Annotated in this window: 10 protein-coding genes; 1 reads left to right on the top strand and 9 read right to left on the bottom strand. The window is 34.1% G+C overall.

What is annotated here, in order from left to right; translation table 11 throughout:
* Positions 1–14: 14 nt before the first annotated feature.
* Both CLV90_RS06760 and CLV90_RS06755 read right to left on the bottom strand, forming a co-directional pair.
* Positions 15–3,110 carry a SusC/RagA family TonB-linked outer membrane protein gene (locus CLV90_RS06760; protein WP_133686705.1) on the bottom strand — a complete coding sequence of 1,032 codons (3,096 nt, stop codon included), beginning with the start codon at positions 3,108–3,110 and terminating at the stop codon, positions 15–17.
* A gap of 328 nt (positions 3,111–3,438) precedes the next feature.
* Positions 3,439–5,049 carry a helix-turn-helix transcriptional regulator gene (locus tag CLV90_RS06755; protein ID WP_133686704.1) on the bottom strand — a complete coding sequence of 537 codons (1,611 nt, stop codon included), beginning with the start codon at positions 5,047–5,049 and terminating at the stop codon, positions 3,439–3,441.
* A gap of 436 nt (positions 5,050–5,485) precedes the next feature.
* Here CLV90_RS06755 and CLV90_RS06750 point away from each other — a divergent pair, with 436 nt between their 5' ends.
* Positions 5,486–8,008, top strand: coding sequence for a glycoside hydrolase family 2 TIM barrel-domain containing protein (locus CLV90_RS06750; RefSeq protein ID WP_133686703.1), 2,523 nt, complete (start codon positions 5,486–5,488; stop codon positions 8,006–8,008).
* A 242-nt stretch (positions 8,009–8,250) separates the two neighbouring features.
* On the opposite strand, the gene CLV90_RS06745 is transcribed toward CLV90_RS06750, so the two are convergent.
* From CLV90_RS06745 to CLV90_RS06715, 7 genes are all read right to left on the bottom strand, one after another.
* Positions 8,251–8,589, bottom strand: a complete 339-nt coding sequence (locus CLV90_RS06745) for an L-rhamnose mutarotase (RefSeq protein WP_133686702.1) — start codon at positions 8,587–8,589, stop codon at positions 8,251–8,253.
* 18 nt (positions 8,590–8,607) lie between these two features.
* On the bottom strand, positions 8,608–9,927 hold the full coding sequence (gene fucP / locus CLV90_RS06740; RefSeq protein WP_133686701.1) for an L-fucose:H+ symporter permease: 1,320 nt from the start codon (positions 9,925–9,927) through the stop codon (positions 8,608–8,610).
* 88 nt (positions 9,928–10,015) lie between these two features.
* A complete protein-coding gene (locus tag CLV90_RS06735; RefSeq protein ID WP_133686700.1) occupies positions 10,016–10,807 on the bottom strand; it encodes an SDR family oxidoreductase in 792 nt (263 codons plus the stop codon).
* A 10-nt stretch (positions 10,808–10,817) separates the two neighbouring features.
* Entirely contained in the window at positions 10,818–11,645 is an 828-nt protein-coding gene (locus CLV90_RS06730) for an amidohydrolase family protein (RefSeq protein WP_133686699.1), read from the bottom strand.
* 8 nt (positions 11,646–11,653) lie between these two features.
* A complete protein-coding gene (locus CLV90_RS06725; protein WP_133686698.1) occupies positions 11,654–13,132 on the bottom strand; it encodes a tagaturonate reductase in 1,479 nt (492 codons plus the stop codon).
* Between the two features lie 30 nt (positions 13,133–13,162).
* Complete coding sequence (locus CLV90_RS06720) at positions 13,163–14,809, bottom strand: UxaA family hydrolase (protein WP_133686697.1); 1,647 nt, start codon at positions 14,807–14,809, stop codon at positions 13,163–13,165.
* Between the two features lie 4 nt (positions 14,810–14,813).
* Positions 14,814–15,824, bottom strand: coding sequence for a zinc-binding alcohol dehydrogenase family protein (locus CLV90_RS06715; RefSeq protein WP_133686696.1), 1,011 nt, complete (start codon positions 15,822–15,824; stop codon positions 14,814–14,816).
* Positions 15,825–15,886: the final 62 nt, after the last annotated feature.

The raw sequence follows: 15,886 nt of genomic DNA, 5'->3' as shown, positions 1-15,886 counted from the left end.
TTCTTAATTAGTTATTAAAATTTAATATTGGCCCCTAGAACAAAACGCCTAGCCACAGGGTAATTACCCCTATCAACACCCCTTGTGCTTATACCGTTACCACCAACTTCTGGATCATAACCAGTATAATTAGTTACTGTAAAAGGATTAAAGCCTGTTACATATAATCGTATGCTACCAAGTTTGGTTTTATCTAGTAATTCTTGAGGTAAAGAATACCCCAAAGTAATGTTTCGAATTCTTAAATACGTACCATCTTCTATCCAATAATCTGATCTTGCTCTAATGCTTTCCGTAGCTTCGCTATTTCTATAACTTGGAATATCAGAAGTAGGGTTTTGTGGAGACCATTGATAAAATTGATCTAAATGTCTACCTTGAGTGTAGGCGAAAAAACGTGCCCCGTTAAATAACTCTGCACCGTAAGACATGTACGTCTGAACCGATAGATCAAAGTTTTTATAGTTTAAATCAAGATTTAAACCAGCTTCCCATTCTGCTTGTCCAGATCCCGCATAAACTCGATCGTTATCATCAATTGCATTATCACCGTTTACATCAGCATAGCGTATGTCACCTTTTGCTGCAGACGGATTGATTTGCTGGTATTCTGCTAATTCTTCATCCGTTTTAATTACCCCTTCATTTCTTAGTAGAAAAAAAGCTCCTGCCTCATGACCTACCGCAAAAAATGTAGTTTCATCTATACTATTACCTAAAGAAAATGTTGGTCTACCATTAGAGTACCCACGTTCTATTCCATTAAGATCTACAATCTCATTGGTGTTTTTAGTAAACGTAGAAGAGATATTATATTTTAGTCCATTTTTTAATTCACTTTTAAATCCTAATGCAATTTCTATACCTTCATTGGTCATTTTACCTGCATTAATAAATATTGGATTATAAACGGTTTCTGCACCAGGTGCTGATGTACCTAAAGACGGTGGTGTTTGAAATGGCAACAACATATCTTGCTTATCATTACTATAAAAATCAGCAGTTAAGGTCAATTTATTTTGAAACATAGCTAAATCAAGTCCGATGTTTTTCGACACACTCGTTTCCCATTTCAAATCCGGATTTGCATTTCTTCTTTGGATCAAACCAGAAGCTATAGCTTCATTAGGTCCGAATAAGTAATTTACACCTGTTTCAATTTGAGTCGATGCAGCATAAGGCTGAACATCTTGGTTACCCAATTCTGCATAACTTGCTCTAAGCTTTAAGTTATTGACAGCATCGCCCAAAAATGAATTTTTAAAGAAATTTTCTTCGGCAACATTCCAGCCTATTGATATACCTCCAAAAGTACCATATCTATTATCTGGTCCGAATTTAGAAGAACCATCTCTACGAATACTTGCGGAAAGTAAGTAACGTTCATCAAAACTGTATTGAACTCTACCCAATAAACCAGATAGTGTATAGTTATTTACAAAACTGGTGGGGGTTGTAGCAGAAAAAGCCTGACCTATTTCTTGTGTACTATTTGTTGGGAAACCAATACCACCTATGGTAAGTTGTTCCGATGAAAAATCTTCATATGAAGATACCACTGTTGTGTTTACTTTATGACCACCGAATTTTACATCGTAGTTTATCATATTTTCAAGCACCCTTCTAGTAGACATGGTAAAATCTTTTTGAAGTTGAGCCTCAAGCGTAGAAGCCGTTGCATTTATTACCCCATCTCTACCATAAATTAAAAATGTAGGTCTAAAGAATTTTCTATTATAATCAAATTTATTATTACTTAAACTCAACTTATAAGTCAATCCTTTCGCTAATTCATACTCCATATTGAATGCAATATTGGTAGAAGTTGTTTTTCTATCATCAATGTTCAATAATTGTTTTGCTAAAAAGCCAAAATAGATCGTATTATCTACTGGTATTGTTACTACATTATCTTCACTAATATTTAAATCACCTAAAGGTAACTGCCATGGGTTTTGACCAATACTATATTCATAATAGGCAAAAGGCTCTTGCTCTCTATTTTCTTCTGTATAGGCAACAGTAGCAAATGCCTTAAATTTTCCTTTAGTAAAATTAGCTGTCAGTCTAGAACTCAATCTGTCAAAACCAGATTTAATCAGCACACCTTCTTGGTCGTTATAACTGGTACTGAACCCTAAATTTAAACCTTTAGATCCGCCGCTTATACCTAACTCATAGTTTCTAAATAATGCGTTGTTGTTTTGTACATCTCCAACGAAATCACTATCAAAATCCAATAATTCAGGAGAAGTAATAAAATACCCTGGAAGGTTACCCGCGTTTAAAACATTATCTACAGAAAAATCTGCAAACAACTGTTGTTGGGTATTCATTAAAGGTGTTCCTGAAGTTATATTCTGAATACCTGTGTACGTTGAAAAGTTAACACCCAACTTCCCTTCTTTACCAGTTTTGGTCGTAATTAAAATAACCCCGTTTGAAGCTCTTACTCCATAAATAGAAGCCGCAGCACCATCTTTTAAGATGTCTATAGTCTCTACTTGATCAGGCGCAATGTTTGGATTAGATTCATAAGGAACCCCATCTACAACATATAATGGCTCTAAACTACCAAGCAAAGACCCTACACCTCTTATTTGAATGTTGGCAGCTTCACCCGGACGCCCACTTGCAGCTTGAATATTTACACCCGCTACTCGCCCTTGTAGAGATTCACTGACATCAGATACAGGGGCAATACTAATAATATCAGACTTTACTTGTACTACAGCACCGGTTACTTCTTTTTTCTTTTGAGTACCATAACCTACAACTACTACTTCGTCTAACAGCGCAAGATCTTCAACAAGAACTATTTTCAAATTCTTACTTGCACCTACACTTACCTTTTTAGTTTTAAAACCAATTGATGAAATCACTAAAACATCGCCTGATGCAGCATTGATTGAAAAAATTCCATCAAAATCGGCAACGGCACCTTTAGTTGTTCCTTCAATAAGAACGGTTGCACCTGGTATTGGCGTACCTTGTTCATCACTTACGGATCCATTAATTACATCTTGGGCAAAACCTTGTTGCATTGCCAAGATTACAAATAGAGAAAACACTGAAAGCATCCTCTTCCATAATTTGTCCTTTTTCTTCATAAATAAAATTGAGTTAATTAATAATTAAGTTGTGGTGAGTTATTTTTAATAAATTCTTATTTAGATTCTAAAATTATAATCAAATGATAAATTTACTGGGTCTAAATTATTAATTTGATATTGTTATTTTAAGAAATAGGACTCAACAAAAACTGAACAAATCATAAAAAAAAGACTTATTTATCAGTGTTTTAAGCAATACTAAACACAACTAGACAGTAATTTTGATAGTATTTTCAGAAACCGTTGAGTAATAATTAAAAAGAAGAGTAAAAATGACGCTATGAATAAAAAACTAAAGAACTTTTAGGATTAGAAAAATTCTTATTTATTGGTTTGCTATAAATTCGGTAAGATTATCATTACGGTCAAGTTTCAATTTTTTTCTTAAACGATAACGAGATGTGTGCATACTTTCAATTGAAATACCTAAAAGCGATGCCATTTCTTTACTAGAAAAATTGAGCTTTACCAGTGCGCAAAGTTTTAAGTCTGTTTGACTCAAAGAAGGGTAAGCTTCTTTAAGATTTTTATAAAAACTTTGATTTATAGCAGTAAACCTGGCCTCAAATTCTTTCCAGTTACCGCTGGGGCTACCTTGTGCAGTATTAATAATTCTATTGAGAGCAGAAACGTCTAAATTTTCTCTATTCTTGCCAATAGTATCTTTCATTTTTTTAATAAACTCTTCTTTCTCTATCAATTGCAATGCAGAAGACGTAAGTTCATTATTCTTCAATTCTAATATTTCATTAGATTTCTGTAATTCAACAACCCGCTTTTCTTCAAGTGATTTTTTTTCTAGCTTATGTTTACGTCTAATATTACGAATGAATAAAAATCCAAGAATTAACAAAGAAGCCACAACCACAAACATCAATGAAAACTTTAATACCCATAGCTTTTCTTCATTTTCCAAATTGGCCAGGCGCTGCTCTTTTATTAATTCTTTTTCTTTTTCTTTCTGCAAGCGATACTTATCATTAATTTCAAACAAATGTTGATTATTCTTACTCTTTCTACCAAAAATTGATTCATTCAATTCATTTGCCGCCTCTAAATGAAAAAAAGCGCTTTCAAAATCTTTCTCCTCTTTTTCTAAAAGAGCCAAAGCTTCTTGCACCATCAACTTATAATTAGAATGATTACTATACACCTTCGTATAAGCTAATGATTGTTCAAAAAACTTTTTACTCGTTCTTATATCACCCTTCATAAAATATACTTGACCAATTAAGTAGTCTATTATAATTAAGTAAGACGGGTTTTTTAAAGTAAACTCATTTCTAGTTCTATTTAATTTAAGTAATGCCATTTCAAAATTGCCGTCAATCGCATCTTGGTAGCCCTCTTCTGCATCTAAATAGTTAGATGTAATCTTAAATTGTTTTTTAATAAGGTTACTACTATCCAAATATTTACGAACCATTTTATTATTTCCATTGGTTCTAAACAAAGTTATTAATGCATAATAATCAGTTAATACATTAGTAGAATCTATAACTTTTTTATCAATCATTTTATCCTTTAATCTTAGCGAAAGGTTGAAGTAATTTTTAGCTTCATTGTCACGTCTATAAAATAAATAAAGCCAACCCAAAGCTTGATATAATTTTGCTCTTGCTACATCGTTTTTTGAATTATCGGCAAGAAATAAAGCTTCCCAATAACCATCGTATGAACTTCCATAATCTAAATTATGGGCATATAAATTAGAAAGCTCGTATAAACTATTTACCAAGTTAGCGGTATCTTTTTGCTCTTTATGTAAGTGTATACTTTTCTTATAAAAATTAATAGCACTATCAATATTCGTTGCCTTTAAAGACTCTGCTTTTTTAAAATACTCATCCGATTTATTAATAGTTTGTGCCGACAACACACCACATAGACATACTAAAAGACCTAACGTTAAATAAGAAATTAAATATCTTAACATAGTTTGTAAAGAATAGTTCATACCAAAAATCTTCCCGTTATTATAAAGTTCAATTCAGAAATCAATATATACATTGTCTAGTTCATTATTTTCAAAAACTCCCATTAATTGAGGTTTGTTGAGTTTTTGTCTAGTTGAACAATAAGAATAAATTCTATAATAACTACATATTTGTAAAGCTAAGAATACTGTAATTATTATTGCCTAATATTACAATATTTTGAATTATATCAAACATAAAGTACAATTTCAGCAAATACAAACGAATTAAATCTAGTTGCTTGTCACCAAAAAATTTCATTTTTATACCGCCAAAAGTTCAGTTAAAGTATTATTGAAAAAAGTTTAATAAATATTAATTACATAACATGTTTAGTTTTCTCTAATACAGTACAAGATTAAAATTCACCATAAGCATCATTTTTAAACAAAGAGAATGAAATATAAAATTTTTCTAATCCACCTAATTGCGTTCACACTTTTTAGTTGTTCTACAAAAGAATATTTGACCGCTAACACCGACTTTAATTTTAATTGGGAATTTAAATTAGAAGACTCTACATCTAATCGATTCGATACCACTTGGAAAAAAATAAACCTACCACATGATTGGAGTATTGAATCTCCACTCGATTCAATCAAAGGTGAAGGTGCTACGGGTTATTTATTAGGTGGCACGGGCTATTATAAAAAAGATTTTAACTTAAACTTGAAAAACAATCAAGTTGCCTATTTGGTTTTTGATGGTGTCTATAATAATGCTACAGTAAGCCTAAATAATCAAGAATTAGGCAAACATCCTTACGGCTATGCACCCTTTTATTATGATATTACAGAACAACTACAACAAAATACGAATACAGTACACGTAACTGTAGACAGAACAAGATATGCAGACAGTAGATGGTATACCGGATCTGGTATCTACAGAAATGTAAACCTAATTACAAAAAACAAACTACACATTCCGGTTTGGGGAACCTTCATTACCACACCGCAAGTAAATAAAGATAAAGCCACGGTTAAAATAGAAACTCAACTTCAAAACGGATACTTAGAAGATAAAAAAGCTAAGATTACTACAGATATTTTTACTGACAAGAATATTAAGGTCGGCTCAACAACTACAGAACTAACCATTTATCAAGGGAAATCAGAAAATTATACAGCCACTCTAGATATTAAAAATCCTGATTTATGGGATATTGATAAACCTACTCTTTATAAAGCCATTACCAAACTTATTGAAAATGGTAAAATAGTAGATTCTGAAGAAACTATTTTCGGAATTCGCAGTTTTAAGTTTGATGCCAATACAGGCTTTTATCTCAATGGAAAAAACCGCAAGATAAAAGGCGTTTGCTTACACCATGATGCAGGCTTAGTTGGTGCTGCAGTGCCTAAAAGTGTTTGGAAAAGACGTTTAGAAAAACTAAAAGATGCTGGCTGTAATGCAATACGAATATCGCACAACCCTGCTTCGAATGAATTTTTAGATTTATGCGATGAAATGGGCTTTTTGGTTCAAGATGAATTTTTTGATGAATGGGACAACCCTAAAGACAAAAGAAAAAACATGAACGAAAAAAGTGTGGACTATATTACCAGAGGTTATGCCGAACATTTTCAAGATTGGGCAGAAAGAGACTTGAAAAACACCATCTTATCACATAGAAATCACCCATCTATATTTCAATGGAGTATTGGTAATGAAATTGAATGGACATACCCTCGTAATGCTGAAGCTACCGGTTTCTTCAATAATATGGACTGGAGTGGCAATTACTTTTGGTCTGCACCACCAAATAGCATAGAACAGATTAAAGAGAAGTTAGACACATTGCCAATAGCAACATATGACATTGGTAAAACTGCTCAAAAATTAGCTAAATGGACCAAAGAATTAGACACAACAAGGTATGTAATTGCCAATTGCATTCTACCGTCTTCTAGTTATGAATCTGGCTATGCAGATGCTCTTGATATCATTGGTTTTAGCTATAGACGCGTACTTTATGATTACGGTCATGAAAACTACCCTAACAAGCCACTTATGGGAACCGAAAATTTAGGACAATGGCATGAATGGAAGGCTGTAATGGAAAGACCCTTTATTTCAGGAACATTTTTATGGACCGGCATTGACTATATGGGAGAATCTAACGGAGGCTGGCCAAAAAAAGGGACCCCTAGCGGATTATTAGATTTAGCTGGATTTGAAAAGCCGTCGTTCTATATGTTTAAATCTTTATGGAGCGAGGCACCTAGTATTTACATTGCCACACAGACTGCTGAAAAATCAAAATATCAGCTTAATAACCATGGTAAAGTTGTCGAGAAAAAAGAAGGCGCTTGGCAAAAAGCGCTTTGGGTTTGGCAAGATGTTAATGAACATTGGAACTATGATAGTGATCAAACCACAATAGTAGAAGTATATTCAAATTCTGATACCGTAGAACTTTTCTTGAACGAAAAATCATTAGGAACAAGAAAACTAGCAGATTTTGATGATCATATTTACAAATGGGCAGTTCCGTTTGAAGCAGGTACCTTAAAGGCTGTTGCATCTAAAAATGGAAAAGTAGTTGAATCAGTTATAAAAACAAGCACTCAACCAAAAGCTTTACAACTATTTACCGATACTAAAAGCGTAGTAGCAAATGGTTATGACACCGCACATATTGTACTTCAAATTGTAGATAACGATGGTAATCCTGTTAAAACAGAAAATCAAAAAGTACTATTTACAGTGACCGGAGATGCAAAAGTACTTGGTGTAGATAATGGCAGCATAACTAATACGCAAGATTTTAATTCCCATGAATTAATAACAAATAAAGGGCGTGCTTTACTTATTGTTCAATCAATAAAAGATAGCTCAACACCAATACGTATAAAAGCAAGCTCAAATACATTAACGAGTAACGAAATAGAAATTACAATAGCCCCAAGTAAGTAAAAACAGCAGCTCAGTTGATAACTGATAGATAAATACGGCATTATCAACGTAAACAGATTAACTTCAAAAATAAGGGCATTATAATAACTACAAGATTTATAAATTGAAAGATTAATTAAATGGGACGATTATTATTGCCGACAACAATTGTCTAACTTAAAATAAAGTAAGTACATTAATTATTGAAACACAAAAGCCAAACCTATAGGTCTGGCTTTTGTGTTTCTGTGACATTTGTTGTGTTACAATTGAAATATCTGCTCTAATGCAATCCACTTCTCACCATCTTTAGCCCATGGCAACTCTTGTTGGTAATTCCACATTAAATTCTCCCATTCTTGAACTATAGTATTATCGGCATCCATTTTTGCTTTTTTCTCAGCATCAAATGTTTCATCAACTTCCATAATCATGAACATACGGTTACCGGTAAGGTAAATTTGCATATCAACAATACCGGCATCTTTAATGCTTTTAGTGATTTCTGGCCATGCGTTGCCTTCGGCATGATATGCTTTGTATTCTGCAATAAGTTGAGCGTCCTCTTTTAAATCGCAGGCGTAACAATATCTTTTTGTCATCGTTCTAGTTTTAAATAATTAAGCCTTTTGTTGTTTAGCAGCATATAAGCCATATAAACCGACAACAGCTATACATATCATTGGCATTATAAAAGAAAATTTAACTTCTGGAATTCCTAAAATAAGCGTGTCTGCAAGGTTATCACCTCCTATGTCGATAATGGCACCTTGCATTAACGGAAAAATAGCTCCTCCAACAATTGCCATCACCAGAAATGCAGACCCCAACTTTGCTTCGTCACCCATATCTTTTAAAGCAATACCATAAATGGTAGGGAACATAATTGACATAAATAAAGAAATACTCACTAGAGAAATTAAACCGGGCATACCAGGTATTATAATAGCGCCTGCACAACATAAAATGGCAAAGCCTGCAAAGGTGTAAAGTAATTTTGGAGCCGAGAATACACTTAACAAAGCAGTCCCTAGAAAACGACCGCCAAGAAAAATTCCCATAGCGATCATATTCATATAAGTGGCATTTATATCACTATTTGTAGATTCATTTAAATATTGCACGTATTGAAATATAGCTGTCCAACACATTATTTGTGCACCTACATAAAACATTTGAGCTATAACACCCGGTAAAAATGTCTTCTTCGAAAAGATTTTATTTAACGATTCTTTGAAGCTTAAACTTGTATGTTCTTGAACCGTCGGAATTTTGGTAAATACTATTAATATTAAAATAATTAAAACAACGACCCCTATGCCTAAATAAGGGTAGCTTATAATATTCAGATCTTCGGTTTTAATAGACGCTTTACTTGCTGCATCTAAAGCCGCGTAGGTCTCATCATTATAAGTTGACGATTTTATTTGACTAAGAACAACAAACTGAGCGATCAACATACCTGATATAGACCCTATAGGATTAAATGATTGTGCCAAATTCAAACGCTGCGTGGCGGTTTCTTTTGCCCCTAGTGATAAAATCAAAGGGTTTGAAGTTGTTTCTAATAAGGCTAGGCCACAAGTGATAACATATAATGAAATTAAAAAATACGAATACTCTTCATAAACAGATGCTGGATAAAATAAAAATGCACCAATAGCATAAAGCGACAGCCCAAGAATGATACCTTTTTTATAGGTATATTTTTTAATAAAAAGTGCAGCTGGTATGGCCATACAACCATAGCCGAAATAAAATGCAAATTGTACTAAATATGCTTGTGTCCAACTTAATTCTGGCATTACTTTTTTGAATGCCGTAACCATGGGGTTCGTAACATCATTTGCAAAGCCCCATAAAGCAAAAAGTATAGTGATTATTATAAACGGAACTAATAACTCTTTACTGACTACGGGTATTTTTTTTGGTTGATTCATATTTAGCTGGATAACTTTCATGGTTAAAATAAAAAATGCTAATCCGGTACGAATTAGACTTTGGTTATTCTGATAGGAAAAGCGGAAATTATTCCGTCAATAAAGATCTATCGAGATGTACATACCCACCGTCTACGGTAATAAACTGACCGGTTGTATGAGATGATTTTTCTGAAATGGTAAATAGACATTGATCTGCTATTTCTGCCGGCATTGTCATTCTATTTTCTAAAGGAATTTTCTTAACGATAGCCTCAAGTTTTTCTTCTCCGTTATCTAATGTTTTAATCCAAGCATCATAAGCAGGAGTCCAACTTTCTGCAATAACAATGGCATTAGAACGGATACCGAATTGTATTAAATCAACCGCCCATTCTCTTGTTAAACCGAAGACACCACCTTTTGACGCCGCATATCCAGAAGTACCACCTTGACCTGTAAGTGCTACTTTCGAGCCTATATTCAAAATATTCCCTTTTGACTTTTTAAGCATTGGCAAACAGTATTTAGTCATTGCAAAATAGCTTACCATATTTAGTTTTAAGGAATACATAAAATCATCTATTGAAGCATCTAAACCTGCGCCATCGTTTACCCCAACATTATTTATTAATGCATGTATTTCGCCATATTTCGCTTCAATTTTACGAACAGCCTTTTCAATTTGAACATGATCAGATAAATCTGTCTTTACAAACAAGGCGTCGATACCTTTTTCTCGTAATTCTTTCTCATAACCTATACCTCTATCGTTTCTACAAACGATTACAGGTATTGCGCCTTCGGCTGCCAAATGCTGAACTATGGTTTCACCTATACTTCCTTTTAATCCTGCAGCACCTGTTACGACAACTACTTTATCTTTTAGTTTTAAATCCATACTGTTCCTATTATAAATTATAAAATTTCATTGCATTCAAACCCATTATTTTAGCCTGCTCTTCTTCACTTAATTGCGAAATGAAATCTGTAACTATTTTTTTTACGGTTTTGTAATTTCCTGCCACTAAACACACTGGCCAATCAGAACCGAACATAATTCTATCTGCATCAAATGCATTTAATACCAAGGTCATATAGGGTGTTATTTGCTCAACTGTCCATTTTTTATAATCGGCTTCGGTAATCATTCCTGATAACTTGCAATACACATTTTTTTGCTTACCTATTTCGGTCATTAATACAGCCCAACCCTCATAAAAATTATCTTTTATATAAGGCTTGGCTATGTGATCAATTACAAACTTTTGATTTGGGAATTTTTTTACAAATTCTACAACCGCTCCCAATTGATGCGGAAACACCAAAATATCATAGGTGAAATTATACGGAGCTAGTTTTGAAATACCAGCAATAAAATCTGGTCGCAATAAAAAATTGTGATCAGCCTCACCTTGTACAACGTGCCTAAAACCTTTTACAACCTTAAACTTGTTGTAGTGTTCCAAAACCTCATCAATATCATTACCTCTTAGGTCTACCCATCCTACAACTCCCTTTATAAAATTATTTTCTGAAGCCAGTTCAATTAAAAAGTCCGTTTCAGCAGTTGTTTGATCTGCCTGTACTGCAACGCAGCCATCAATATCATTTTCAAGGTAAACTTGCTTTAGGTCAGCTGGCATAAAATCTTTTCTAATTACTGCCATTTCATCATCTATCCAGCTATGTTTTACCGGTTCATATTTCCAAAAATGTTGATGCGAATCTATTTTCATATATTTTATTATAGTGCCTCTAAACACTCTTTTACACCTACCTCATCTATACTGTTGATACTCTTAGTAACAAATTGAACCAAACCATTATATGTGGTTAAATTTTCGCCAACTATATCACTATTAGACAGCACGTTTGTAACCAAGTTTTCTATCGTTTGGTCTTGCTCTGTTACTTTTCGCCATTCTTCATTAAAGTAGGCCAACACCTTGGCATCATCATTTACAGGTATATGCTCCCCATCGAATTCGCCTTTATAGAAGCGAATTAAACATGCCAATGAAAATGCTATTCTCTTTGGAAAACGACCGTTAATTTGAGTGTATTCTTTAAATGCCGGTAATAAGCGAGCCTGAAATTTAGATGTACTATTTAATGATATGGCAATTAAAAAATGCTTAAGAGTCGGATTCTTAAATCGATCAATAACTGCATTTACAAAAGCGTCAATCTCCTTTTCTGAAAAATTGGTTAGGGTAGGTTTTATTTCTTCAGAGAGCACTTGCAATACATGGTTTCTAACCAAATCATCGTTCATACTTTCTAATACCGTTCTTAAACCTGCCAAATACCCTACAGGTACCAAAGAAGTATGCGCCCCATTCAGAATACGAACCTTCATTTCTCTGTACTCTTTAAGATCATCAACGAACAAAACATTTAAGTCCGTTTTAGAAAAAGGTAATTCTTTTTGAACAATTGGTGCTGCTTTTATAACCCAACTATGGTACACCTCACCAGCGACCAACAAATCATCTTTATAACCCGTTTGCTGTTCAATGGCAACTTTTCTATCCGTAGGAAAACCAGATACAATGCGATCAACTAATGTGCTACAGAAATAATTACAGTTCTTGATCCAAGTAATAAATGCTGTTTCTAAACCCCAATGTTCAGCATATTGGATAATGGTTTTCCGTAAAGCATCGCCATTATCTTCAATTAATTCGCATGGTAATAAAATGCAACCTTTATCAGCTGCACCTTTAAAATAATTAAAACGGTGATATAACCATAAGGTCAATTTAGCTGGAAATTCATGAGGTGGGTTATCTGTTTTATTATCCTTTTCTAAAAATTTAATTCCTGCTTCTGTAGTATTAGAAACAATAAATCTCAGTTCAGGTACCTCTGCCAATGCCAAATAAGCATTCCATTCTTTATACGGTTGAATAATAGTACTAACAGATTCTACCAATGTTACCTCTGAGACTAAATTACCGTCTTTCAATCCATCTAAAACTACATGAAACAAGCCGTCTTGATTTAAGAGTTCTGAATACTCCCCTCTTTCGGTTGGTTTAACGACAACCACACTCCCATTGAAATCTGTTGTTTTATTTAACACATCGAACATCCAATCGCAAAATGCCCTTAAAAAATTACCTCCACCAAACTGTAGTACACGAACAGGATATTCTACAGGCTTACCTGTTGTTTTTCTGTTTAAAACTTTTAGTTCTGTTATTTCCTTATGTATCGTCATGCTACTCTTACTTGTATTAAATTGAAAAGTCTATAAAGAAACTCCTCTTTTCCACGGAATAAAGTCATTATTACCATGGGCAACCGCTTTTGAAGCAATCGTACCACTGGCTACTTGAATAATATGTTCAAGAATTTTCTCGCCCATTGTTTCTATAGAATCTTCACCACTTATAACCGTACCGGCGTTGATATCAATAATATCATTCATACGTTCGTATAAAGCAGTATTACTTGACATTTTTAAAACTGGTGATACCGGGTTACCTGTTGGTGTGCCTAAACCAGTAGTAAAAACAACCACGTTGCAGCCCGAACCAACTAAACCGGTCGTAGATTCAACATCATTACCTGGGGTACACAAAAGGTTTAAGCCAGGTTTGGTTACCTGTTCTGTATAATCTAACACCTCTACAATTGGTGAAGTACCACCTTTTTTGGCTGCACCGGCAGATTTCATGGCATCTGTTATGAGACCATCTTTAATATTACCAGGAGACGGATTATTTTCAAAACCAGACCCCACGGCAACAGCTGCGGCAGAATATGCACGCATTAGATTATAAAACTTTTTAGAGTCTTCATCAGTCATACATCTATTAATCATTTCTTGCTCAACCCCATTCAACTCTGGAAATTCTGATAATACAGGACTACCCCCTAAGGCAACCAATAAATCTGATGCATACCCTAAAGCAGGGTTGGCAGAAATACCTGAAAAACCATCTGATCCACCACATTCTAAACCTAGAACCAATTTATTAAGCGGTGCCGGTTTTCTAAAGATTTCATTAGCATCAATTAACCCTAAGAAAGTTACTTTAACAGCCTCTTCAATAAAATGACGTTCACTTAAACTATGCTGTTGTTCTAAATAATGCACAGGCTTATCACTATCGATTGCGTTCAATGCATTTTGAAGCATTGCAATCTGTGCATTTTGGCAACCTAAACTCAGTATGGTCGCACCAGCCACATTTGGGTTGGCAATGTAGCCGGCTAGCAGCTTGCATAAGGTTTCAGAATCTTGCCGAATGCCACCACAACCGCCATCATGCTTTAAAAATTTAATTCCGTCCACATTCGGGAATACCCTATTTTTCGCCATTTCTTCATGGGTAGCTATTATAGGTGTGCTTAATATTTTATCTCTTGAACTACCTAATTTATATTGTTGAATTAAAGCATCTGTATCTACAGAAAAATCTTTGATGGTTTGGTATCCTAATTTTTCTGATAGTGCAGCTTCAATTACATCTAAGTTTCTGTTTTCGCAAAATGTCAGCGGTATAACCAGCCAATAATTGGCTGTACCTACTTTACCATCTTCTCTATGGTAGCCGTTAAAAGTTCTATTCTCAAATTTAGAAACATCTGGCGCCTGCCAATTAAATGCTACTTTAGTTTCATTAAATTCTGCAGAAGCATGTTTTACGTTTTCTATGGTAATAGCACCACCAGCAGCAATTTTAGTCATTGCTTTACCAATTAAAACACCGTACATAAAAATGTCATCACCCAAATTAAAATTGACCAAGGCAAACTTATGTTTTTGCTTAATATGCTCGATTAAAGTAACCTCTTGATCTGCTATAGTAACAATCGTACCCTTCTCTAAATTAGTGATGGCAACGATAATATTATCTTTCGGATCTATTTGAACGTAACTTTTTTGCATTATCTCAATTAAAATTAACTGTTGCTTTTATCACTCCTGTTTCAGGTTTTAACCAACTATCAAAATTTTCGATCATTTCTGTAAAGGGGACCGAATGTGTGATAAATGATGCCGTTGGAAATTGATCTAAAACATTAATAACATGTTCAAAATCTTCAGTAGTAGCATTTCTGCTACACATTAAAGTCATTTCTTTAGCATGTATTGCTGGGTGCGTATAGGTGAGTTCTCCTTTTGAAAGTCCTACTAAAACAAATCTACCACCGTGCGACATATATGATGGGCACATTTCTAATGCCCCCTTGTGACCAGAAGCATCGAATACGGCCGTGCATAAATCTCCGTTAGTAATTTCAGAAATTTGTTTTATAGGATCTTCGCTTACATTAACAATATAATCTACCCCTATTTTATCTTTTGCATATTGCAAACGTTGCTCGTTCATATCTAAAGCGATAACCTTTGCACCAGCAATCTGTGCTAATTTCATAATTCCTATCCCTATTGGTCCACAACCAACAACGGCAACTGTTTCTCCAGGTACTATATTGGCTCTTCTAACAGCATGTGCACCAATTGCCAATGGTTCTACAATAGCCATTTCATCATCGGTCAAATTATTTGCTAATAACAAAATATTGGTGGGTATGGTAATGAACTCTTGCATTCCACCATCGGTATGCACGCCCAAAACTCTAATATTAGTACAACAATTTGTTTTTCCGTTGCTACAAGCGATACATGTTCCACAGCTTATGTACGGCATTACTACCACCTTATCCCCTGCTTTAATTCCACGCTCATTTGCGCCAATCTCAACTACCTCAGAAGCTAATTCATGACCTAATATTCTAGGGTATGTAAAAAATGCCTGATTACCACCATATGCATGTAAATCCGTACCACAAATACCTACTTTTTTAATTCTCAACAAGGCTTCATCTTTCTTTCTTATAGGTGCTTCTTTTTCTTTTAAAATAAATTCACCTGGCTTTTCACAAACTATATATTTCATTAATGCGGTATTAGTAACGTTTGAAATTGTATTGAATATAGAATTCAACTTTCACTTAATAG

This window comes from Maribacter spongiicola (assembly GCF_004364165.1).
In the GTDB taxonomy this organism is placed as follows: Bacteria; Bacteroidota; Bacteroidia; order Flavobacteriales; family Flavobacteriaceae; genus Maribacter; species Maribacter spongiicola.
The sequence above is the reverse complement of the archived record's forward strand: the minus strand, read 5'-3'. Positions and strand labels throughout refer to the sequence as shown.

Coding starts and splice junctions, on each gene's coding strand:
- CLV90_RS06750 (WP_133686703.1), top strand. CDS start 5,486: ATGAAATATAAAATTTTTCTAATCCACCTAATTGCGTTCACACTTTTT.
- CLV90_RS06755 (WP_133686704.1), bottom strand. CDS start 5,049: ATGTTAAGATATTTAATTTCTTATTTAACGTTAGGTCTTTTAGTATGT.
- CLV90_RS06760 (WP_133686705.1), bottom strand. CDS start 3,110: ATGAAGAAAAAGGACAAATTATGGAAGAGGATGCTTTCAGTGTTTTCT.
- CLV90_RS06745 (WP_133686702.1), bottom strand. CDS start 8,589: ATGACAAAAAGATATTGTTACGCCTGCGATTTAAAAGAGGACGCTCAA.
- fucP (WP_133686701.1), bottom strand. CDS start 9,927: ATGAATCAACCAAAAAAAATACCCGTAGTCAGTAAAGAGTTATTAGTT.
- CLV90_RS06715 (WP_133686696.1), bottom strand. CDS start 15,824: ATGAAATATATAGTTTGTGAAAAGCCAGGTGAATTTATTTTAAAAGAA.
- CLV90_RS06720 (WP_133686697.1), bottom strand. CDS start 14,809: ATGCAAAAAAGTTACGTTCAAATAGATCCGAAAGATAATATTATCGTT.
- CLV90_RS06735 (WP_133686700.1), bottom strand. CDS start 10,807: ATGGATTTAAAACTAAAAGATAAAGTAGTTGTCGTAACAGGTGCTGCA.
- CLV90_RS06725 (WP_133686698.1), bottom strand. CDS start 13,132: ATGACGATACATAAGGAAATAACAGAACTAAAAGTTTTAAACAGAAAA.
- CLV90_RS06730 (WP_133686699.1), bottom strand. CDS start 11,645: ATGAAAATAGATTCGCATCAACATTTTTGGAAATATGAACCGGTAAAA.